The following is a 22,815-nucleotide window of genomic DNA, read 5'->3' on the forward strand; positions in this document are numbered from 1 at the left end:
AGCGCATCTGTAGAGTCGGGTAGAGGGGATCACCGGTTCCAAACGTTCCTTGACAGCTATCGCGGTTAGGGTAGCGTTTGTCGCGCCGCGTGTGGTACTGCGCAGACCCCCTGTTCGCACTTTCCCCTCATGCTGGAGGCTGTCGCCATGGTTTCGCTCGCCTCGTTGCTACTCCCCATAGTGCTCGCCGCGGTTGTCGTCTTCCTCGCCAGTTCCGTGATCCACATGGCGACACCCTGGCACAAGAACGACATGCGCAAGGTCGGCGATGAGGATGGGGTGATGGGGGCGCTTCGCCCGTTCAAGCTTGCGCCCGGCGACTATGCCTTACCCATGGCGGGCTCGATGGAGGCGATGAAGTCGCCGGACTTCCTGGCGAAGATGAATGAAGGCCCCGTCGTCCACATGACGGTGCGCCCATCGGGGCCGATGTCGATGGGGACGAGCCTCGGCACCTGGTTCTTCTACGCGCTCGTGGTCTCCCTGTTCGCGGCATACGTGGCGTCGCGCGCCCTCGCCGCGGGAGCGGACTACCTGCAGGTATTCCGCTTTGCCGGCACCACGGCGTTTGCCGGTTACGCCCTCGCCCTGGCGCAGAACTCGATTTGGTGGGGGCGGAACTGGGGGATGACGCTGCGCACGATGGTGGACGGGCTTGTGTACGCGCTCCTCACCGCCGGCGTCTTTGGCTGGCTCTGGCCGCGCTGATCCGCACCGCTGAGTTCGAGTAACGTCGTGCCCTGCGCGGCGCTGACCGGTCGAGCCGTGTCAGCGCCGCGCAGGGCAGCGCGTTTCAACGACGTGCCTAACGACTGGCGCCGTTCACTTTCTTGAACTCGTCCATCCCATCCGCGCTCACGCTGGCCACCTTGCCACTTGCGTCGAGCGTGAAGCGCACCGTGAGCCCCTGCTCGGTGAGCGGGCCGGCGGTTGGCGCGGCGCCGAGGAAGGTGTCGTAGTTGAGGTGCGTGAGGCGGAGCGTGATGGCGTTGGGGTAGCGCAGGACGAGCGCTCCGTCCTCGAGCGACACGGTGAGATCGCCGTACATCTGGCTGCGGTACGTCGCGGCGTACTCGGCCAGCGGGCGCGACGGCGAGGTGCCCTGCACGCGCGCGTTCCACCGCTTCTTCGCGGCGTCGGCGGCCGCCTGCTCGCCCTTGCGCGCCTGCTCCAGCGACATGGTGCTCCAGTCGCGGGTGGCGCCACCCAGGAAGGTGTTGAGGATGCGTGTTCCCAGCGCGGTGTAGAGCGCGTTGTGGCCAGCGACGTTGGTGAGGACCACGATGCCGAGCCCGCGCTCGGGGACCATCGCCACGAAGGAGAGCATCCCATCGATGCCGCCCGTGTGCTGCAGCACCTTGGCGCCATGCAGGTCGGAGAGCCCGATCCCCAGCCCGTAGGTGGAGAAGTGCCGCGTGGGGTTGATCGTGTCGCCGACCACGCGTCCGGCAATCGTGTGTGGCGTCTCGATGTCGGCGAGGGTGAGCGGCTTGAGGAGTTCACGCCCGTTGGCCTTTCCGTTGGCGAGGATGAAGCGCATCCAGCGCGCCATGTCCTGCACGTTGGAGTTGATGGAGCCGGCGGGGGCGACGTTGTCGATGTTGAGGTAGGGAATCGGCGTCGGGCGCTGGGCCGTGGGGTCGAGGTTGTGCGGCTGCGCGACGTTAGGCATCCCGGCGAGCTGCGTGACGCTGGTGTTGCTGGATGTCATCCCCAGCGGTTCGAAGATGCGCTCGCGGATCACGTCGTCCCACGACTTTCCGGCGGCGGCGGCGATGACCTGGCCGGCGGTGAGGAACATGATGTTCTGGTAGCCGAACTCGGTGCGGAACGAGGAGTTGGGGACCAGGTAGCGTACGCGGCGAATGACCTCGTCGCGCGAGTACGGCGTGCCGTACCACAGGTTGTCGCCGCGTCGTCCGAGCCCGCTGCGGTGCGACATCACGTCGCGCAGGGTGATTTCGCGCGTGACCCACGGGTCGTAGAGCTGGAACCAGGGGAGGTGCTTCGTGACCTTGTCGTCGAGCGTGAGCTTGCCGTCGTCGGCGAGCATGCCGGCGGCGACGGCGGTGAAGAACTTGGAGTTGGAGCCGATGGCGAAGACGGTGCGATCGTCGACCAACTCGGGCTTCCCGACCTCGCGCACGCCGAAGCCCTTGGCGTAGATGAGGGAGTCATTGAGGACAATGCCGACCGCGACGCCGGCGCCATTCCAGTCGGCGAGCGCCTTGGGGATGTAGCGATCGAGATCCTGGAGCGCGGCGCGCGTATCGACGGCCGGTGTGGCAGCGGAGGGACCTTTCGGAGCGCGGGCCTGAGCGGAAAGTGTGCGCGGTGCGGCGACGAGTGCGGCGATCGCGAGCAATCCGACCGCAATCCGGCGTGGGTGCCGGGCGAGCAACGGATGGGTTGGAGACATGACGGGGGGCGGCGAGTGGTGGGTGCGCCGAGTAACCGGGGGGCGGCAATTTGTATACAATGTTGGCTGGCGGCGCCAACCGCAATGCATGGGGTGGGCGCCCTCGCGCCGCGGCCAACCGCGGCCTCTGGAAGGGGGCGAGAGTCGCCTAACGGGCGACCACAACGCCCTTGGTCGCCGCGTCCACCACGCTGCGCTGCACGCCCGCGCTCCCCAGCGCGCCGGCCAGCGAACCGGCGGTGCTGAAGCCTGCCACAAGGGCGCCGCCGCCGGGTCCCACCAGGAGGTTGCCGCTGAGCTTCGCCCCCGGCAGGCAGTTCACGATCGGGCCGCCGCACCCGTGCAGCGAGTAGCGCCCGCGGGTGAGGACGTTACGGCGAAATGTGAGTCGAATGCCGCTCGGCGCCGGCGGGGCGACCATGAAGTCGTTCTTGATGTTGTTGCCGAGGATCGTGTTCCGCTCGATCGTGAAATCGGTGGCCCCCTGCATGATGCTCACGAGCTGCTGCGCGCCGCTGTACATCCCGGCGCCGATCTCCTCGGCCCAGTTTTCGGTGATGAGGAAGCGGCGCGCCAGCGAATCGACCCCTTTCCCCGGGCCGCCGTCCCTGCCCGTGATCCCGAAGGCGCCGGCCGCACGGCGAATGTAGTTCCGCTGGATAGTCACGTCAGAGACCGAGCACCAGGTGCAACGTCCGCCCTGGTTGGACGTCTTGAGGACGAAGGCGTAGCCGATCTGCCCATCGGACCAGGATCCCTCGAGCACATTCCCCTCGATCAGGACGCGCCGTGCGTTCTTGGTCTCGAAGATGTTCTTCTTGGTCCACTTCCGGTTCCACTCGGGGGGGGTGACGATGTGGTTGCGCGTGAAGGTGAAATCGGTGGGCTGTGCGCCCGCCTCCCTCGGATCGGCGCCGCCGAGCATCACGTTCTCCCCGGCACCGGCAAGCGTGTTGTTGTCCACGAGGACGGGGCCCTCGCTCTCCCAGCTCAGGATGGCCTGCGAGTCGAACCCCTTGCCATGACACTCGTCGAGCCACGATGACACGATACTCGTGCTGGCGCTGTTGACGACCACGCAACGCTGTACGTTCTGCTCGGTCCCGGCGTGGATGTAGGTGCGGTCGAGGACGAGGTCGCGCGCGCCGCGCGCGAAGTTCACGATGGTCGAGGTGACCTTCGTGACGCTGGGTTCGATGGTGATGTCGAGGAGCGCCAGGTACCACCCGCGCGCGCCAGGTTCGGTCGCCAGGGCCGGTGCGCCGCCTGCTGTGACGAGTTGGGCCAGCGACGCCGCCTGCGACGGCCGCACGCGTGCGCCGGGAGCGGGATGCGCCGACGCCGGCGCTGTCCTGATCACGACCCACCCCTCGTCGCCACGATTGGGGAGGAGGAGTTGCCCGGAGAAGCGTTCGCCCGCGTCGAGACAGAGGACCGCCCCGCCCTTCGCACGCCGCACCGCCGACTGCAGCCCCGAGCCCGACACCTTCTGCGTGCAGGCGGCGATGGCGAGCGTCGCCGGTACGCGCGGGACGGCGCGCGGAAGCTCGGGCGCGCCCTGCGCCGCGGCGAGCGAGGGCGCGAGAGCGCCGGCGAGCGAAGTCGCAGCAGCGAAGACGCATGCCACGGTGAGCGCTCGAGCGTTTCGCGATACCACGTGCGCTCCGGAGCGGATGCGACGGGCGACTAACAACGTTCTCGTTGCGAACATGCGTGAACCGAACGGGGACGGATCAGGAGCTGCCTAGAGTTACCCCCCGGCGAGGGCGGCGGTACCCGCTGGTTCATTCACTTTCCGAGCCAGTCGGTTGCGCAGAGCGCCACGAGCGCGGCGCGCTGCGAGGGCGCGCGCGTCAAAGCCTCCGGCAATCATTGCCGAGCGCGTGGGCCAAGTCGTTGGTGTCACGCGGGTTGCACCACCGGCAGTGTGCGGGCACTTCGATTGCCACCTCGAGGAGACGTTGCGGCCGTGCGGAGGCTGGCCTCCGCCAGTGACGCTGTCGCCCCACATGTCTTCGCCGAGTGACCATGCTACGCCCATCGACACGCACCCTCGTCACGTGCGCAACAATCGCGACCATCGCCACTCTGGCGGCGTGCTCCGGCGCCGATTCCGCGGGCAACGCGCTCGCCCCTCCAGCGAGCGATGAGCGCATCGAGGTCATCAACGACTCGCCCGACTTCGCAGGGCGCGTGCAAATCACCGGCAGCGACACCATTCCGCTGGCGCAGGACAGCGCGTCCGAAGCGTCCAGCGCGCGCGCCTTCGCCTCGGTGTCGCCCAACCCATCGTCGGCGACGACATTCATTCGCTCGGCGGTGGTGTCGCCCCCCACGATGAACGGCAGCGTGCTGCAAGCCTCGCACGTGGTGGTCAAGGACGGCTACGCCTACGTGGGCTACATGACGCTGGGCGAAGCGACGCAGGGGGCGGTTGAAGTCTTCGACATCAACGTGCCGTCCGCGCCGCGGCTGGTATCGCAGGCGCTGCTCAAGACGTCCGACGTGCTCGCCCTCGCCGTCGATGACAGCTACGTGTACCTGGCGACGTCGAGCGACGACCCGGCGCAGAGCGAGCGGGCGATGCTCGTGCGCATCGGGATCAAGTCCGGGCGCCTGACGACGACCACGACGCGCGTGGCACTCCCCAGCTACGCGGCGACGGGCGTAGACCTGTCATCGAAATGGATCTACGTGACGTCGGGCAGCGGCGGCGCAGGCGTTGGCGGACTGACGATCCTCGAACGCAACTCGCTCACGAAGGTGACGACGGATGTTTTCCTCGATGCACGCGCGGTCACCGGTGCGGCGGGGAAGTATGTGGGAGTGTCGCAGGGCGGGCCCGCGCGGTTGCGCCTGTACGACGCCAAGAGCGGCGTCCTCACCAGCAGCGTCCCGATGCAGGGGGGGACGATTCCGGACTCGAAGTCGGCGGTTGCGCTCTTCAACGACTGGGGCTTCGTGGCCACCGGTGACGGTGGCGTGCAGGTGGTCGACCTCCCAGCGGGGCAGGTGCGCGCCGTGGTCCCGCGCCCCAACGTCGCGGGGGTGCCGTCGCTCGATGCGGTGACGAATGCGGTGAGCCTGGCGAACGATCTCGTGCTTGCGGCTGACGGCGGCGCCGGGATCGCGGTGACGTGGAGCGACTACAAGTCCACGAAGAGTGGCGCGACGCCGCGGCTGATCCCGCTGGGGCGGCTCCTCCTCCCCGGCTCGGCCAACTTCGTGGCCTCGGATGACCAGGCGTTGTTCGTGGCGCAGGGACGCGCCGGCCTGCAGGTATTGTCGATCGTCGCGCCGTAGGCGACGACAAGCGGGAGCGGGCGAATTGCGATCGATGGCGACGGGCGGCACGTTTGCTCGTCGCCATTCCCGTGTGGAGCCCACATGTCCGCCAGCCGCTCGCTCATCTCCCTCGCAATCGTCCTCGGCGCCCTCGGCGCACTGGGCCATCGTCCGCTTTCAGCCCAGCAATCGACGAGCGTCCCCGCGGACACGGCGATTGCCCTCCCCATCCAGGCCGAGCGCACGCTGCGCTTCACCACCGACGAAGGGACGTGGATCTCGCTCGATGTCTCGCCTGACGGAACGCGCATCGTTTTCGACCTCCTGGGTGACCTCTATGTCATTCCCATCGACGGCGGGAAGGCGACGCGCCTGACGAGTGGGATGCCGTGGGACGCGATGCCGCGCTGGTCGCCCGACGGGCGATCGATTGCCTTCATCAGTGACCGCGACGGCGGCGACAACCTCTGGCTCGTGAACGCCGACGGGAGCGGTGCGCACAAGATCACGAAGGAAGTGGACAACGCGCTCTCCTCGCCGCAGTGGACGCCGGACGGGGAGTACCTGGTGGTGCGTCGCTTCGGTCCCTATCCGAGCGCCGAGAACTACCTCACGAACGTCCCGCTCTGGATGTACCACGTGAACGGGGGGAGCGGGGTGCAGCTGTTCCCGTCAGCCGCAACACGCAAGTCGACGAACACGGGCGTCGCCTTCGCGCCGGACGGGGCGGTGATGTACGTGTCGACGCACGCTGGCGGCTATACGGGCGAGAATTTCGCGGCGTACCAACTGCTGGCCTTTGACCGGCGGAGCGGCACGGAGACGGCGCTCACGGCGAGCGCGGGCGGGGCGTTTCGTCCCGTGGCGTCGCGCGACGGGAAGTGGCTGGTGTACGCCACGCGCGCCGGGACGAAGACGGCGCTCCGCATCCGCGACCTTGCCACGCAGGAGGACGACTGGCTGGTGGGGGAGACGCAGCGCGACGACGCCGAGGGCTATGCGCCGAACGACGTCTTTCCGGGGTATGCGTTCACGCCGGACTCGCGGAGCGTGGTGTTCTACGGTGGCGGGAAGATCAAGCGCGTGGACCTGGCCACGAAGCAGGTGCGCGTGATCCCATTCACCGCCGAGGTGGAGCTGGGGATGGCGAAGCGCCACTTTGTCCCGATGGCTGTAAGCGACGCGGCGCTGCAGGTCACGCAGCTGCAATCGGTGCGCGAGGCGCCCACCGGGAAGGCGATCGCCTTCTCGGCGTTAGGCAGGATCCATGTCGCGCCGCGCGACGGGGCAACGATCGGGACGCCACGGCGCCTGACGAAGGGGGTGGCACACGAGTTCTTCCCCGCCTTCTCCCCCGATGGGGCGTGGGTGGCGTACGTGACCTGGTCCGACTCCGCCGGCGGGGCGCTGTGGAAGGCGCGCACCGACGGCACCGGGCAGCCGGTGGCGCTCACCCTCGATGGCGGGTGGGTGACCGGGCCGGCGTGGACGCCGGAGGGCGATCGCATCGTGTATACCTGGCTCCCGCGCGCGGTGGGGCTGGGGGCGGACGATGTGGCGGCGATCACCGAGGTGCGCGTCGTGCCTGCAGCTGGCGGGGCGTGGGCGAAGGTGACGTCGCTGGCGAGCGCCGGTGGGACAACGGTGGCGGGCGTCTCACCATCCAGCGCAGGACCGACGCGCGTCTTCTTCACGGAGAACGTCCCCAACGCCACGCCGGGCTTCAACGCGACGGCCACCAGCGCGCTCGTTTCGGTGCGGCTGGACGGGACCGACAAGCGCACGCACGCCAAAGTCACGACCAACCAGGCGCTGGGGATCACGGTGCAGGTTGCGCCTGACGGGAAGCACGCGGTGGTGCTCGACCGCGACGACCTCTACGCCTTCCCGCTGGTGGACGTGGGAGGCGACGGGCTGACGATCAACTTCGCCGCGCCGTCGGTCCCGTTGCGCCGCCTCACCACGGAAGGGGCGAACTATGCCGGCTTCGCCGATGGCGGGAAGACGATCACCTGGTCGTTCGCCAACCACTACTACCGCGCCCCGCTCGACACGGTGATGAAGTACGCCGAGCCGTCGAAGTGGGGGACGTCGCACGCCGTGGTGACGCTCACCGTCCCGCGCAGTGCGCCGCAAGGGAGCGTCCTGCTCAAGGGCGCTCGCGTGGTGACGATGAAGGGGGACGAGGTGCTCGAGCGCGGCGACGTCCTGATCACCGGGAATCGCATCGCGCAAGTGGGGGCGAGCATCGCCGCGCCGCCAGGCGCAACAGTGATCGATGCGGCGGGGAAGACCATCATTCCCGGTATCGTCGACGTGCACGCCCACCCGAGAACGGGGCGCGAGATGGCGCCGGACCAGGAATGGTCCATCGCCTCCAACCTCGCCTATGGCGTCACCACCACGCGCAGCCCCAGCGGGACGCGGTGGAATGTGGCCTGGGGCGAACTGATCGACGCCGGCGAGATGGTTGGCTCGCGCATCTACGCCACCGGCTTCCCGCTCACCAGCAACAACACGCCGATTCGTTCGTACCAGGACGCACTCAGCGTGGTGCGGCGCTACAAGGGACAAGGGGTCAACTCGCTCAAGCAGTACCTGCAGCCGCGCCGCATCCAGCGGCAGTGGATCCTGCAAGCCGCCGAGGCAGAGGGGATCAACGCGACGAACGAGGGGGCCGCCGACCTCAAGGCGGACATCACGATGGCGATCGACGGCTACACGGCGCTCGAACACTCCATCGGGCAGGTGCCGCTGTACAAGGACGTGATCACGGTGCTGGCCGACGCGCGCATCACCTACACGCCAACGCTTGTGGTGGCTTACGGCGCCCCCGGCGGCGACGGCTACTGGCGCGCCCGCACGGACCTCGACAAGGATCCCAAGACGTCGTACTTCACGCCCAGCGATATCCTGACTCGTCAGGCACGTCGCCGGCCGTTGATCATCGAGGAGGACTACAACTTCCCAGCCATCGCGCGCGGGGTGCGCGACGTGGTGCGCGCCGGCGGGCGCGCCGGCCTCGGCTCACACGGGCAGCAGGACGGAATCGGCGCGCACTGGGAGTTGTGGATGCTGCAGAGCGGCGACATGACGCCGATGGAAGCGCTGCGCATCGCAACGATCTACGGGGCGGAGTCGATTGGATACGGCAAGGACCTGGGGTCGATCGAACCCGGAAAGCTGGCCGATCTCGTGGTCCTCAACTCCAATCCGCTGGACAACATCAAGAACTCGCTCGACATCCGCTACGTGGTGAAGAACGGCGAGGTGTACGAGGGGGCGACGCTCAACCGCGTGTGGCCGAGCGCAAGGCCGTTCCCCAAGCCATACTGGGTGCAGGAGCGCGAGCGCTTGGAGGCGCTGCGGAAACAGTGAAGCTCGTCCGGCGAAGGGTGACCGTGAGTGCGCGCTGGGCGCTGGCGGCGGCAATGTCCGTCGCCTGCGCGCGCACGACTTCCAACGGTGTGCAGCTGGCGACAGCGTCGCGCGCGCTCCTCCTCGACCCGGCCAACGCCGAGTGGACGCGCCCGGCGCCTGCCGTGTCTCGGCTGCGCTTCGAGACCACCAAGGGGCACTTCACGCTCGAGCTGCACCGCGCGTGGGGGCCCATCGGCGCCGACCGCCTCTACAACCTGGCGCGCCTGGGATACTACGACGACACGCGCCTGCATCGCGTGCGCGCCGGCTACATCGCGCAGTTTGGGCTGCACGGCGACTCGGCGGTGAACGCGGCGTGGAAGGGGCGCTACCTCGCCGATGACCCGCCGCGATCGCACAACCGGCGCGGTACGTTCGCCTTTGCCTATGAGGGGCCGGGCAAGCCCGCCACCCGCAACACGCAGATCTATATCAACCTGGGCGACAACGCGCGCAACGACGCCGAGCCGTTCACCGTGCTGGGGACGGTGATCGAGGGGATGGCGGTGGTCGACGCGCTGTACGCCGGCTATGGCGAGGAGTCGGGAGGCGGCGTGCGACAGGGGAAGCAGGGGGCGCTCGAGCGCGGCGGGAATGCGTACATGGATCGCACGTATCCCAGGCTCGACCGCATCATCCGCGTGACGCTCGAACGCGTGCGCGACTGACACTCGCCCGCCACATCACGCGTTAGGCCAGGAGATCACTGCCGGCACGGTGCCTTGGGATCGTGACGCGCGAAGTCGACGCGCGGACGATGGTCGAGGTTCCCCACCGCGCGCATCACCGACTCCGCGAGCTTCGCCACGCGCACCATGCCGTCGAAGTCGGCGTACTGCGCCTCGTCGGTCACCTGGTGGTAGTCGGCGTGCTCGCCGCGTGAGACCGCCACCGAGGGGATGTCGTAGCGCGCGTAGCTGTAGTGATCGGCGCGACAGTAGTACTGCAGCGGGTGCCCCGGGGCGTCGAAGGTGCGGTTGAAGGCGAACGGGAGCGGTTGCCTGGCGTTGGCCGCCTCGATGATGTCGCCGTACTCCCTGGACAGGCGGCGCATCCCGATAACCTCGAGATAGGCCGGGCCGCCGCCCTCTACATCGCGAATGCCGCCGCGGGCGACCATGTCCATGTCGAACTCGCTGACGATGGAGTCGCGCGTCACGGTGGGGTGATCGGTGAACCACTGGCTCCCGCGCAGCCCTTCCTCCTCCGCGGCGTGCGAGACGAAAAGGATCGATCGGCGCGGACGACTCGCCCCCGACGACAGCGCCTCCGCCACCTCGAGGAGGGCCACGGTCCCGCTCCCGTCGTCGTCGGCGCCGTTGCGGATGGAGTCGAGGCGCGGCGGACGCAAGCGGCGCAGTGAGTCGAGTGACTGGCGGATCGTCACCCACTCGAGCGCCGTCGGTTCGCGCTCGGGCGAGTCGGCCCCCATGGGGCGCACGACGAGGTTGCGTGCGCGCAGCGAGTCGTGATCCACCGGCGAGAAGTCGAAGCCGACGTGATCGTTATGCGCCGTGAGGGCGACGTAGCTTCCGGCGAGCTTGCGGTCGCGCCCGGGGAGGATGGCGACGACGTTGCGCGCCGCATAGGGGAGCGGGGTAAAGGCAACCGTCCCCGCGCCATGCACCACATCGCCTAACGTGCCCGGGGTGAGCCCCTCGGGCGAACGGCCGAGCAGCTGCTCGACGGCGCGCGCAGAGACGAAGAGACGCCCCGGACCCTCGGCCGTGCGTGTGGTGTCGGTCATCACCCGCCCGGCCATCAGCGCCGCCGCGAACTCGGCGGGGAGCGACTCGAGGACCGGGAGCGCGACGGCTGCCGCCCCGGCGAAGCGCGCCTCGCGGGCGACCCTCAGCGCGACGAGGAAGTTGGTCCGCGGCGGTGCGGATAGGACCACGACGCGGTCGCGTGCGCTGTCGGCGCTGATCCAGGTCGACGAGTCGGTCATCGATCCGCCGAAGACCACGCGCTTCCCCTCGAGCGATCGCGGGATCGTGCTTGACGTCGCGACTATGTAGTCGTGCCCGATGCGCAGCGTCGCGCTCCCCGTCACCAGCGTCCCCTTGGGATCTGCGGCCTGGCGGAAGAACGGGACCACCTGGAACCAGCCGCCGTTCTCTCCGGCAGCTCGGAGCCCGAGGCGCTTGAACTCGGCGGCGATGTAGTTGGCCGCCTGATAGTTCCCCCACGACCCGGTCGCCCGCCCGCCCATCGAGTCGTCGGCGATGAGGAAGAGGCGGTGTCGCATGTCGGCCGCCGTGATGGCGCGTGTCGTCACTCCTGGTGCCGCTGCCCCAGCGGGGCCGGTGCTTCGTCTCGGAAGCGGCTTCGGGGGGATCTGCGCGCCGGCGGCGAGCGGAAGCGCACCGGTCGCGGCGAGAACCAAGACAATCGAGCGACAGATCGGCATGCGTTGAAATGATAGAGACGGGGAACGATCTGCCCCGAACGTATCGCGAGCAATGCGCGCGTGACGACCCGTGGCGTGGCGGGCCGAACTCGCCCTTGAACGGCGGGCCGGGTCCGTTACCCATCGCGGTGGATCGGTCGCCCCGCACCCTCCCTCGCGCCACGTCGTCCCGCCCGTCAGAATACCGGAGTGTGACCGGCGGCTTTTGATTCGACCGGGCTCTCCAACCGCGCGCCCCTCCGCGCCTTGGCATGAACGCACCGCTCAACCACGCCCCCGACGCCCCGCCGTCGGGGGGTGATCGTCCCTCGCCCGAGCGCGAGGCGCACCAGGACCTCATCGAGCGCATCGCCGGGATCGGGAGCTGGGAGATCGATCTCGCCACCGACCGCATCAACTGGTCGCGCGAGCAGTGCCGGATCCATGGCGTGACGGAAGCCACGGCGCCCAGGACACACCAGGACTTCCTCCGCATGGTGCATCCGGAGGACCTGCACGTCGTGAACGAGGGGATGGCGACGCTCGTCCCCTACACGCAGAAAACCGCCGAGTTTCGCGTCGTGCGCCCCGACGGCGTGCCCCGCCTGCTGCAAGCACATGCCCTCCTGGTTGCGGCTGACAACGGCCAATTCACGCGCGTCCTCGGGACATCGCTCGACATCACCGAGCGGCGCGCGACGGAGCTGGCGCTGCGTTCGTCGGAGAAGGCGTATCGCTCCCTCTTCCAGTACGCCTTCGACGCGATGTGGGTACACGACCGGCAAACGGGCGAACTGCTGGAGCTCAACGAAGCGGCGATCGACCTGTTCGGTTACACGGCGGAGGAGCAGCGCGCACGCGGCATGGCGGGGCTTACGGCGGCCGACCGCGGCTTTACCGAGGAGCGTGCCTGGGAGTTCGCTCGCAAGGCCACGGCCGGCGAGCCGCAACAGTTCGAGTGGATGGGCTACCACAAGAACGGGACGCCCGTGTGGGAGGAGATGCGGCTGACGGCGATCACGATCGGCGGGCGCGATTGCCTGGTGGCGACGGCGCGAGACATCGGTGCGCGCAAGGCAGCCGAGTTGGCGCAGCAGCAGGCGAACGAGGAACTGGAGCGCCGCGTGGCGGAGCGCACGGCGGCGCTGGCGCAGGAGATCGCCGAGCGCACCGCGGCACAGGAAGCGCTGCGCGAACAGGAGGAACACTTCCGTCGCTTGATCGAGAACTCGAACGACCAGGTCTTCATCTTCGACACGACAGGAGCGGTGACCTTCGTGGGGCCGTCGGTGGAGCGACTCCTCGGCGTCACGCCGGCCGAGATGATCGGGCAGCGCCCGAGCGACGTGATCCATCCCGACGACGTGCCGGAGGTGATGACGACGATCGGGAAGGTGATCGACCAACCGGGACAGTCGTTCACCAACCAGTATCGCATCCGGCACAAGGACGGTCGGTGGCTCTGGTTCGAGGGAGTGGCGCGCACGCTGTCGCCGCACGGCGTGGAGCAGGGGCTCATCGCCAATGCGCGCGATATCTCGGAGCGCATCACCGCAGAGCGCGCGCTGCGCGAAGGTGACGAACGCTTCCGCATGATCATCGAGAACGCCGCCGACTTCGTGATGATGTGCGACTCTACTGGGGCGCTGACGTACGTGGGGCCGTCGTCGTTCCGCATGCTGGGCTATCGTCCGGAGGAACTCGCCGGGATGCGTCCCACCGACCTGTTGCACCCGGACGACGTGCCGCAGACGCTGGCCGACCTTGCATGGTTAGGCGATCATCCGGGCGAACCGACCACGTCCACCTTTCGCATCCGGCACAAGGACGGGAGCTATCGCGTGTTCGAGAACGTTGGGCGCACGATCTCCAACACGACGATGGACGAGGGGGTGATCGCCTTCGGGCGCGACATCACCGACCGGCGCATGGCCGAGGAGGCGCTGGCACGCGCCAAGGAAGAGGCCGAGCGTGCCAATCGCGCCAAGAGCGAGTTCCTGTCGCGCATGTCGCACGAGTTGCGCACGCCGATGAACTCGATACTCGGCTTCGCGCAGCTGGCGGCCCGCGGTGAGCTGGCGCCGGCGCAGCAGAAGGGGATCCAGCACATCCTCAAGGCGGGGCGCCACCTGTTGCACCTCATCAACGACGTGCTGGAGATCTCGCGCATCGAGGCGGGGCGCGAGCGCTTCTCGCTGGAGCCGGTGGCGCTGGGTCCCCTCCTGCACGAAACGGTTGGTCTGGTGCGCCCGCTGGCGCAGCAACACATGGTGCAACTGCGCGAGGGGGCGTTCCCCGAGGGGGCGTTTGCCCACGCCGACCGGCAGCGGCTCGTGCAGGTGATCCTGAACCTCCTGAGCAACGCGATCAAGTACAATCGCCCCAACGGCTACGTGCACCTGGACTGCGCACCGCTGGAGCGCGCGCGGTGGGCAATCCGCGTACGCGACAACGGGCACGGCATCCGGCCCGATCGACTGGACCAGCTCTTCACCCCGTTCGCGCGGCTCGGCGCCGAGCAGACCGAGGTGGAGGGGACGGGGCTGGGGCTGGCGCTGTCGCGGAGGCTGTGCGAGGCAATGGACGGAGCGCTCATTCTCGAGTCGACGTCGGCCGAGGGGAGCACCTTCCGCGTGGAGCTGGACGGCGCGCACGACTCGGTGCAGTGGCTGGATGAGACGGGCACCTACGCCATCCCTTCCGCGGCGCACCGTGAGGCGACGCTCCTCTACATCGAGGACAACCTCGCCAACCTGACGCTGGTCGAGGCGATCCTGCAGGCGCGCCCGGGGTGGAAGGTCCTCCCCGCGTTGCAGGGGCAGTTGGGCGTGGAGCTGGCGCGCGAGCACCTTCCCGACGTCATCCTGCTCGATTTGCATCTGCCGGACATCCCTGGCGGCGATGTGCTGCGCCGGCTGCGCAGCGACCCGCGCACCGAGCGCATCCCGGTGGTGGTGGTGAGCGCCGACGCCACCAGGGCCTCGCTCGACACGTTGCGAGTGACGGGGGCGAACGCCTACCTCACCAAGCCGCTCGATGTCGACGAGTTCCTCGAGGTGGTGGAGGGGTTCCTCCCCGGAGGGCCCGGGTGAGTCACGCCGACGGCGGCCTGCGTGGCAGCACGATCCTCCTCGTCGACGATGAGGTGGCCAACCTCGACCTGCTCGAGGGGTTGCTGGAGTCGGCCGGCTTCACGTCGTTGGTGCGCACCGGCGATGCGCGACAGGTCCTTCCACTCGTCAGGCAGCACGCGCCCGACCTCATCCTGCTGGACCTGCACATGCCCAACCGGCACGGGCTCGACGTGTTGCGCGACCTGCGCTCGGCGACCCCCGCGGGGGACTACCGCCCGGTCCTCGTGCTCACGGCCGACGTGACGTCGGAGGTTCGCGATCGCGCGCTGTCGCTGGGGGCGCGCGACTTCGTAACCAAGCCGTTCGATGCAACCGAAGTGTTGTTGCGGGTGGAGAACCTGCTCGAGACTCGGCAGCTGCACGTGGCGGAGCGCGCCGCCCGCGAGCGCGCCGAGTCGGCGACGCGAGAGCGCGAGCGACTGCTGGCGGTGGTCGCGCACGACCTGCGGAACCCACTGGCGGTGGTCTCGATGTATGCCGAGACGTTGCTGCTGCAGGGGCTCGCGCCGGGAGCGGCGGCCAGTGTGGCGCGCGCGGCGCCGGCCGTTTCGTGCGCCCCGGGCGGTGATGCAGCTGACGGGTCTGGCGAGGGCGGTGACGACGCGGAGTGGGGGCGCGCGGCGCTGTCGACGATCCATGCCAACGCGGTGGCGATGCAGCGCTTGGTCGAGGATTTGCTCGACGCCTCGTCGATCCGCGGCGACGGTCTGCGAATCAACCGCACGCGGCATCGCGTGGGTGACGCGTTCGAGCGTGCGCGCGCAATGCTGGCGCCGCTCGCCGTGTCGGCGGGGGTCACGCTCACCGTTGCCGGCGACGCGGGGGCGGACGGGGTGACCGCGTCGCTCGACCGCGAGCGGATGGTGCAGCTCCTCTCGAACCTGGTGGGAAACGCGGTGAAGTTCACGCCGCGCGGCGGGCGCGTCGCGGTGCGGTACCTCGTGCGCGACGCGACGCTCGAGGGCGAGGTGGGCGACACCGGGCCCGGCATTGCGCCTGACGACCTTCCGCGCCTCTTCGACGCCTTCTGGACCGGCGTGCGCCGCGATGGTGAGCACAACCGCCACGGCGCGGGGCTCGGGCTCTGGATCGCGCGCGGCATCGTCGAGGCGCACCAAGGTACGCTCACCGCCGAGTCGGTGCCGGGAGAGGGGGCGACGTTCCGCTTTCGCATCCCGCTCGAGGGCGGCGACTGACGCGCGCGCTCGTCACGCGCCCGTCGTGCGCCCGTCACGTGCCTGTCGCGCGCCCGTTGCGCGCCCGTTATGCGCTCATCGCGCGTAGCGCACCGCGACCGAGTCGGGGAAGGCGCGCACCACATCGCCGGTGATGCGGCGACCCGAAACGCGCACTTCACGCAGCCGCGGTAGTCGCGCCAGCTGTGCGACGCCGGCATTCGTGAGGCGCGCACAACTGTCGAACGTGACCGACTCCAGCGAGTCGATGGTGGCAAGGAGCGCCGGCGTGCGGTCGGTGACCTGCGTGTAGCTGGCGAAGTAGCGCGTGAGGCGCGGGAGCGCCACCAGGTGCTCGGTGGCGGCGTCGGTCGTGTCGCGGCAGTACATGAGCGTCAGCACCTCGAGATCCGTGCACCGCGCGATGTGCCGATACCCCGCGTCGGGGATGTCCATCGGCATCAGCTCGCGCAGGGCAGGGAAGTGTGGAAGCGCGGCGACCCCAGCGTCGCCGACGTTCTTGCAACTGACGGAAAGCGCGCGCAGCGCCGGGAGGCGCGACAGCGCCTCGAAACCGCGGCGCTGGAGGTTGTGGCAGCGGCGCCCCCAGATGGACTCCAGCGTGCGCGACCGGCTCAACGCCATCCAGCCGTCGTCACCGGCCGGCGTGTCCTGGCAGCTCAACGTGCGCAGCTCCGGCAACTCGGCGATCACGCTCATCGCGTCGCCATCGATGTCGACCATCAACCAGCCGAGTCTTGGGAGGTCGAGGAGCGGTCGCAACGACGCCCCGTCACGCGGCACGTCGCCAGCCGCAACGCCGAGTGCGTAGAGACCGTCGAGCCCGCGCAGCGCGGCGATCCCCCGCGCCGTCACGGTGCGCGGCAGCGAGAGGTGGTTGGGTGGCACGCTTGGGCGCAGAAACCCGGAGGTCACGTCGCCGCCCTGCCAGGTCGTGAAGCAAGGAAGCTCGTGCAGCACGCGAATCCCATCGTCGGTCACGTCGTGTCCCACGTGCAGCTGCGACAACCGTGGCTTCCCGGCGAGTGCGCGGAGCGCGCCGTCGCCGGTGTGCGTCCCGCTCAGGTTCACGTCAACCAGCAACTGGCAGCCGCGCAGGCCGCCCAGGCCGGCGTCGGTCACGCGCGTCCACGCCAGCGACAGCGTCTCGAGCGATGGCAGCGAGGCCAGCAGCTGCAATCCGTCATCGGTGACCGACGTCCCGCTCAGGTCGAGCTGCCGCAGGCCCGGCAGCGCGGCGAGTGCGCGCACGCCGTCGTCGGAAACACCCGCCGAGCCTCCCAGCTGCAAGTTCGTGAGATGCCGGAAGCGCGCGAGGTCGGAGAGCATGGCATCGGTGGCCATCCCGTTCCCCACGAACGTCGTCGCCGTGGGCGACGCGAGCCGCTCCAGCACGGTGGCCCAGTCGTGCGCCGAATGCTCGGTGGCATGCACGCCCGACGCGTCTGCCGAGAGGACACCGACTGGCTTTCGCAGCACCGTGGCGTCGGCGCGAAGGGTGGTACAAAAGGTGACGAGCGCCGTCCAGTCGTCGAAGTCGTGCTCGCGCGCGACGAGCCATCGCGCATCGTCGAGGTCGATCTCCACGTCGGGCGACTCGCGATGCCCCAGGTCACTCTGCACGTAGCGACGCATGGCCTCCCACGTGCGCCGGTGCCAGGTGAAGGCGTACAGGCGCTCCATCGCCTCGCTCGTCCCGCTGCGATACGCGTCGAGCAGAGCCTGCGCCATCGCTTCATATCGTGCGAGCGAAGGGCGAACCGCTCCCACCTCCGTCGTCTCCATGGCGCCTCGCCGTCCACTGGTCTCGTCTTCGACACCGCTCACCGTGTCGCACCAACAATAGCTCGAGCTTCGCGACCTCGCTCGGCGCCATGCGCGCACAAAAAGATGGCGTGGCTGGCTGACGCGCTCGCACGCATGCGACATCTTGTCGGCGACAGGGTCGCCGTGTGCGCTGAGCTCCGTGCGCGACGGCACGTTCTACTCGCGAGCCTCACCGCCTCCACACGCATGACGAACGAGAGACAGCCATCGCTCGAGCAGCGCGACCTCTCGTGGTCGCTCGACGATACCACGGTCGACGCGACGGTCCAGTTCGCGCGCGAGGGCGTGGACGCCACAGGTGCAGGCGTCGTCTTCATTGGCGGGAGCGGCCCCACCGACCGTGACTGGAACACGCCGCTCCTGCCGGGGACGAACGGGAGCGCGCGGTTGCTCGCCGAGGTCCTGGCGCAGGAAGGCATCACGTCCATCCGCTACGACAAGCGCGCCGCTGGGGTGCGTGCGCGCGAGAACATGCCGCGCCTGGTGGGGAAGGTGAGCATGCAGAGCCACCTGGACGAGTTGGCCGGTGCCGTGCGCGCGCTCGCCGCGCAGCCCGGCGTGCGCCGCGACCGGTTGTTTGCGGTGGCCAACAGCGAGGGGACGTTGCACGCGCTGCACTATCAGCTGCAACGTCCGGAACTCTCACTGGCGGGACTCGTCCTCATCGCGCCACCGGGGAGGAGCGTGGGGGCGGTGGCGCGCGCGCAGATCGCGGCGCAGCTTGCCCCCGTCCCTGGCGGCGAGGCGATCCTCGCGATGTACGATGCAGCGATCGCGCGCTTCCTCGCGTCGGAGCCGGTCGCGCCCGACCCCGCACTCCCGCCGGGGATCGCCGGGCTCGTGCAGGGGTTGGCCAGCCCGGCCAACCTCCCCTTCTCGCGCGAGTTGTGGCTGGCGGACTCGGCGCCGCTGCTACGCGACGTGAACGTCCCCGTCCTCGTCGTCATCGGTGAGAAGGACGTCCAGGTGGATGTGCGGGCCGATGGGGGACCATTGCAACTGGCGGCTGCCGGGCGGGAACAGGTGACGTTTGCCTTCCCGCCCGACGCCAACCACGTGCTCAAGCACGAAACGCGGCCGCGCGCCGAACTGACGGCGGAATCGGCCTTCAGCTACAACGCCGCCGATGCCGTCCTCGACCCCGAGGGGGTGGCGACGATCGTCGCGTGGTTGCGACGGCACGTGGCGTAGCGTCGCGGGTCGTCGCGCGTCGTCGCAGCACGAACACCTTCGGTTGGCGCCGCGCTCACACCACGATGCGCGGCATCCCCATCCCGAGGTGCATCAGGACGTCGTACACCGAGACGCCGGCCGCCGTGGCCACCTGGTTGGGATGCACATCGGGGTGGTCTGGGCCAATGAGCGTCGCCACGTCCCCCACCGCCACCGTGGTCTCGCTCCCCAGGTTCACCACGCAGTGCGAGGCGCTCACCGCACCGATCACGGGATACGTCCTGTCGCCAATGAGGATGCGTGACCCCTTCACGGCGCCGCGTGGATAGCCGTCGGCGTGACCCACGGGGATGGTGGCGGTCCACGTGGGCGATTCGGCGGTGAAGCGGCGCCCATAGCTCACCGAGTCACCCGGGCGCAGGCGCTCCACGCGCACCACGCGCGCGCGCACGGCCAGCGCCACCTGCAATGCGGCGATGCTCCGTTCGCGCCCGTCGTCCGTGGGGTAGCCGCCAAACAGTGAAATGCCGGGGCGCACGGCGTCGAGGAGCGTGTCGGCGTGGTTGAACACCGCGTGCGACGAGGCCGCGTGCAACGGGCCGCCGATCGTGACCCCCGCACTTCGCGCCTCGGCCGCGAGCGACGTGAGCCGCCCCACCTGTTCCGTATCGAAGGCACGGTCCTCGGTGAGCTCGGTGAACATCCCGCGCAGCGTCACGCGCGGCGCCCCCGCCATCTCGCGCATGATGGGAAGGGCGCGGTGATACGGCACCCCCATCCGGCTCATTCCTGTGTCGATGTAGAGCTGTGCCGTCGCCGCGCGACGGGCGCGCGCCGCCGCGCGGGCAACGCGCGCCGCGGCATCGGGGACGCAGAGACTGAGCGTCACTCCGCCGCGCACCAACGCCTCACCTTCGGTGTCGTCGAACAGCGCGAGGAGGAGAATGGGTTTGCGAATGCCCGCCTCCCGCAGCGCGAGCGCCTCGCTCACTTTCACCACGCCAAAGCCCTGCACGCGAGCGTCGAGTTCCAGGATGCGCGCCACCTCGCGCAGCCCCAGCCCGTAGCCGTTGTTCTTGATGACGGCGATGATCGGGCGCTCGCCCGCCAGACGCGACAACACGTCCACGTTGTGGCGCATGGCCGATGGCGTGACTTCGACCCACGGCTCGAAGCGCGCCGGCGCGACGATCGGTGCATGGTCGCGCGCCCCATGCATGTCGCCGTCGTCGCCCTCGCCGGCCTGGAGTGGCGACGCCAGCAGTGGCGAGGAAAGGAGAGGCGACGCGAGGAGCGGCGAGGCGCTGGCGGCGGCGAGAAAGCGGCGACGTGAAAGCGACATGAACGAGAACCGTCGGTAGGTTTGAAACAGGGATCCTACCGCCAACCTCCCGCCGTCGCCATCCGGAGCGCGCATGTCGATTCGCATCGTCCAACTGGGTACGCCCCGCCATCCGGGCGAGGGGCTCCGCATCGGAACCGTTAGGCGCCCTCCGCGCGGCGTCCCCAAGGAGCGCTTCGCCGCCGAGAACTGGTACGACGTCTGGTTCCCCAACCTCGCACCGAGTCCCGAGACGATAAAGCTCGGGCTGTCGGCGAAGACGCCGGCCGAGTGGGGGCGCTTTACGCGACAGTACCGCGCCGAGATGAAAGAACCGTCGGCACGCCACGACCTGGAGCTCCTCGCCGCATTGTCGCACGTGACGAACCTCTCGGTGGGATGCTACTGCGACGACGAGGGGCACTGCCACCGCTCGGTACTGCGGGAGCTGCTGCGGGATTGCGGTGCGGCGCTCGCGTCCGCGCCGCGAGCGTCGCCCACCGTGTGATGCATATCACAAGGAATCGCGCTAAGAAGGGTGTGGCGTGCGCGCAACCAGCTTGCGGCTTTGTCGGGTCGATCGCAGGATAGCTCCCCGCGTTTCCCGCATTGTGTTGTTTGACCGCTAAGCAGGCACAACAGGGGCCACGTATGACCGTGACTGCCCTCGAGCACCGTCCGACTCGTGCGAACGCACGGGCTGAGCGAAACGACGACATCGCGCCGCGCCTGCGCAGTATGGAGCTGCTCTGGCTCGTCCCCTGGACCGCCCTCGCGTTCGGGCTGGCTGAGGGGGCGTGGATGACGTACAGCCGCCTGATACTCGGCGACAAGACGCTGACGGGCATTCACAATGCCTGGCTCGCTTCGCTCACCGACCTGGTCTGGTTCACGCTCCTGGCGCTGCTCCTCCTGGCCGTGAGTGGGCTACGACGACTCATGGGGCGAGCGGCACTCCCCGCGGGAGTCGTGCTCGGCAGCTTTGTCGGCTTTGGCACATTCACGCTGCTACTTCTCGTGAAAGGCCTTCATCCGCTGGCGGCGGCGATGCTTGCGACCGGCATCGCCATGGAAGGGGGACGACAGCTCTCACGCCGGCTTCCGGCGGTGCTGCGGCTGGTGCGGCTGACGACGCTTCCGTTGGTGGCGCTGTTCGGTCTCGTCATCGCCGGCGCCTTTGCCCGCGAACGGTTCAAGGAGGCGCGCGCCATTGCAGCCGCCGGAGGGGCCATGGCGCCGGACGGTGCGCCAAACGTCCTCCTGCTGGTGCTCGACACGGTCCGTGACATCGACCTGAGCGTCAGCGGCTACGCGCGCAGCACCACCCCCAACCTCGAGCGGCTGGCGGCCACTGGGGTGCAGTTCACGAAGGCATGGTCGCCGTCGTCGTGGACGCTGTCGTCGCACGCCAGCATGTTCACCGGTCGCTATCCGCATGAACTGACCGCGGGGCTTGCGGTGCGACTGGACGGGCGCGATGAGACGATCGCCGAGCGCCTGTCACGGAAGGGATGGCGCACCGCGGGCTTTGTCGGGAATCTGCACTACGGCAGCACGTACTTTGGCCTCAACCGCGGCTTCCAGCACTACGAGGACTACGTCATCACCCCGGGTGAGGCGGTCCTCAACTCGTCGTTCGGCCGCTTCCTCGTCACCGAGGAGTCGTTGCGCGAGCTGGTGGGCTACCATGATATCGTGGGACGGCGGCGCGCTCCGAGCCTCAACGCTCGGCTCCTGCGATGGATTGCCACCGGGGCGCGGGAGAGCCGACGCCCGTTCTTTGCCTTCGTGAACTACTACGACGCGCACGAGCCGTATGAACCGCCCGCCGACTACGAGCGCCGCTTCGCGAGCAACGTTCCGCTCCATCGATTCGTGACCGACCAGAGCGTGCGCGGTGCGCGACAACTGGACAAGCAGTCGATGACGCCCGCCGAGATTGCCAGGCTTCGCGACAACTACGACGCATCGATCGCGTACCTGGACGCGTCCATCGGGCAGTTGCTCGATTCGCTGCGCGCGCTGGGGGTGCTGAAGAACACGCTCGTCATCATCACCTCCGACCACGGGGAGCAGTTCGGCGAGCGCGGGCTCTTCGTGCACGGCAACAGCGTGTACCGTCCGGTGATGAAGGTACCGCTGATCGTTTCCATGCCGGGACGCATCCCGCCGGGGCGCCGCGTGGACGCGCGCGTCAACACGCGATCGCTCGCGGCGACTATCGACGAATACACGGGGTCGTCCGGGCGCCGCCCCATGCCGGGGCAATCGTTGGCGCCCTACCTCGACACGATCCCGGATACGGTTGCCGACGTTGCCATGCTCCATGAAGCGATCACGACGAAACACGAAAAGCTCTGGACCCTCCTCGTCGGCGACCTGCAGTACATCCGCCACGAGGGGGGGCGCGAAGAGCTGATCGCCCTGCCAAACGATTCGACGCTCGCACCCGGCACGCGCAGTTATCGAGGGCAAACGTCGACGATGCCGCTGACCCGCCTGCTCGCGTTGCAGCTGGATTCGATCCTTCGCACAACCGGCCCCGAGCGCTGGGCGCGATAGCGGGGCCTGCCGTTAGCGGTTAGGGTGGGTGAGGACTGCGCGCCACACGCTTGCCGCGCACGCGGGAATGCCGCATTGTGTGCCGCTTC

Annotated in this window: 14 protein-coding genes; 9 read left to right on the top strand and 5 right to left on the bottom strand. The window is 68.9% G+C overall.

Translation table 11 applies throughout. The features are described from left to right. Positions 1 to 129 precede the first annotated feature (129 nt). Positions 130 to 708, top strand: a complete 579-nt coding sequence (locus IT359_09890; GenBank protein ID MCC6929288.1) for a hypothetical protein — start codon at positions 130 to 132, stop codon at positions 706 to 708. A gap of 97 nt (positions 709 to 805) precedes the next feature. Here IT359_09890 and IT359_09895 read toward each other — a convergent pair whose 3' ends face one another. Together IT359_09895 and IT359_09900 are read right to left on the bottom strand one after the other, a co-directional pair. Beyond that, positions 806 to 2,419 (bottom strand): serine hydrolase, encoded by a 1,614-nt coding sequence (locus IT359_09895; GenBank protein MCC6929289.1) that lies wholly within the window; start codon positions 2,417 to 2,419, stop codon positions 806 to 808. Between the two features lie 148 nt (positions 2,420 to 2,567). Then, entirely contained in the window at positions 2,568 to 4,046 is a 1,479-nt protein-coding gene (locus IT359_09900) for a right-handed parallel beta-helix repeat-containing protein (GenBank protein ID MCC6929290.1), read from the bottom strand. A gap of 401 nt (positions 4,047 to 4,447) precedes the next feature. Here IT359_09900 and IT359_09905 point away from each other — a divergent pair, with 401 nt between their 5' ends. The 3 genes from IT359_09905 (at position 4,448) to IT359_09915 (ending at position 9,792) form a co-directional block, all read left to right on the top strand. Continuing rightward, the gene (locus IT359_09905; GenBank protein ID MCC6929291.1) at positions 4,448 to 5,722 is read left to right on the top strand and encodes a hypothetical protein; all 1,275 of its coding nucleotides are present in this window, start codon (positions 4,448 to 4,450) and stop codon (positions 5,720 to 5,722) included. Between the two features lie 84 nt (positions 5,723 to 5,806). Continuing rightward, positions 5,807 to 9,082: a PD40 domain-containing protein gene (locus IT359_09910; protein ID MCC6929292.1), complete on the top strand. Its 3,276-nt coding sequence runs from the start codon at positions 5,807 to 5,809 to the stop codon at positions 9,080 to 9,082. A gap of 23 nt (positions 9,083 to 9,105) precedes the next feature. Beyond that, on the top strand, positions 9,106 to 9,792 hold the full coding sequence (locus IT359_09915) for a peptidylprolyl isomerase (protein MCC6929293.1): 687 nt from the start codon (positions 9,106 to 9,108) through the stop codon (positions 9,790 to 9,792). Between the two features lie 35 nt (positions 9,793 to 9,827). Here the strand turns inward: IT359_09915 and IT359_09920 are convergent, their stop codons facing one another. Beyond that, positions 9,828 to 11,534 (bottom strand): M28 family peptidase, encoded by a 1,707-nt coding sequence (locus tag IT359_09920; protein ID MCC6929294.1) that lies wholly within the window; start codon positions 11,532 to 11,534, stop codon positions 9,828 to 9,830. A 251-nt stretch (positions 11,535 to 11,785) separates the two neighbouring features. On the opposite strand from IT359_09920, the gene IT359_09925 reads away from it, so the two are divergent. Further along, positions 11,786 to 14,605: a PAS domain S-box protein gene (locus IT359_09925; GenBank protein ID MCC6929295.1), complete on the top strand. Its 2,820-nt coding sequence runs from the start codon at positions 11,786 to 11,788 to the stop codon at positions 14,603 to 14,605. Further along, positions 14,602 to 15,843, top strand: coding sequence for a response regulator (locus IT359_09930; GenBank protein MCC6929296.1), 1,242 nt, complete (start codon positions 14,602 to 14,604; stop codon positions 15,841 to 15,843). Before IT359_09925 ends, IT359_09930 begins: the two co-directional genes overlap by 4 nt. Positions 15,844 to 15,918: 75 nt before the next feature. On the opposite strand, the gene IT359_09935 is transcribed toward IT359_09930, so the two are convergent. Next, on the bottom strand, positions 15,919 to 17,574 hold the full coding sequence (locus tag IT359_09935; protein ID MCC6929297.1) for a hypothetical protein: 1,656 nt from the start codon (positions 17,572 to 17,574) through the stop codon (positions 15,919 to 15,921). A 282-nt stretch (positions 17,575 to 17,856) separates the two neighbouring features. Between IT359_09935 and IT359_09940 the strand changes: the two genes are divergently transcribed. Beyond that, the gene (locus tag IT359_09940; protein MCC6929298.1) at positions 17,857 to 18,861 is read left to right on the top strand and encodes an alpha/beta hydrolase; all 1,005 of its coding nucleotides are present in this window, start codon (positions 17,857 to 17,859) and stop codon (positions 18,859 to 18,861) included. Positions 18,862 to 18,916: 55 nt separating this feature from the next. Here IT359_09940 and alr read toward each other — a convergent pair whose 3' ends face one another. Then, positions 18,917 to 20,185, bottom strand: coding sequence for an alanine racemase (alr, locus tag IT359_09945; protein MCC6929299.1), 1,269 nt, complete (start codon positions 20,183 to 20,185; stop codon positions 18,917 to 18,919). A 73-nt stretch (positions 20,186 to 20,258) separates the two neighbouring features. Between alr and IT359_09950 the strand changes: the two genes are divergently transcribed. Then, positions 20,259 to 20,672, top strand: coding sequence for a DUF488 family protein (locus IT359_09950; GenBank protein MCC6929300.1), 414 nt, complete (start codon positions 20,259 to 20,261; stop codon positions 20,670 to 20,672). A gap of 230 nt (positions 20,673 to 20,902) precedes the next feature. Then, a complete protein-coding gene (locus IT359_09955; GenBank protein MCC6929301.1) occupies positions 20,903 to 22,726 on the top strand; it encodes a sulfatase in 1,824 nt (607 codons plus the stop codon). Positions 22,727 to 22,815: the final 89 nt, after the last annotated feature.

This window comes from Gemmatimonadaceae bacterium, from assembly GCA_020852815.1.
Lineage (GTDB): Bacteria > Gemmatimonadota > Gemmatimonadetes > Gemmatimonadales > Gemmatimonadaceae > SCN-70-22.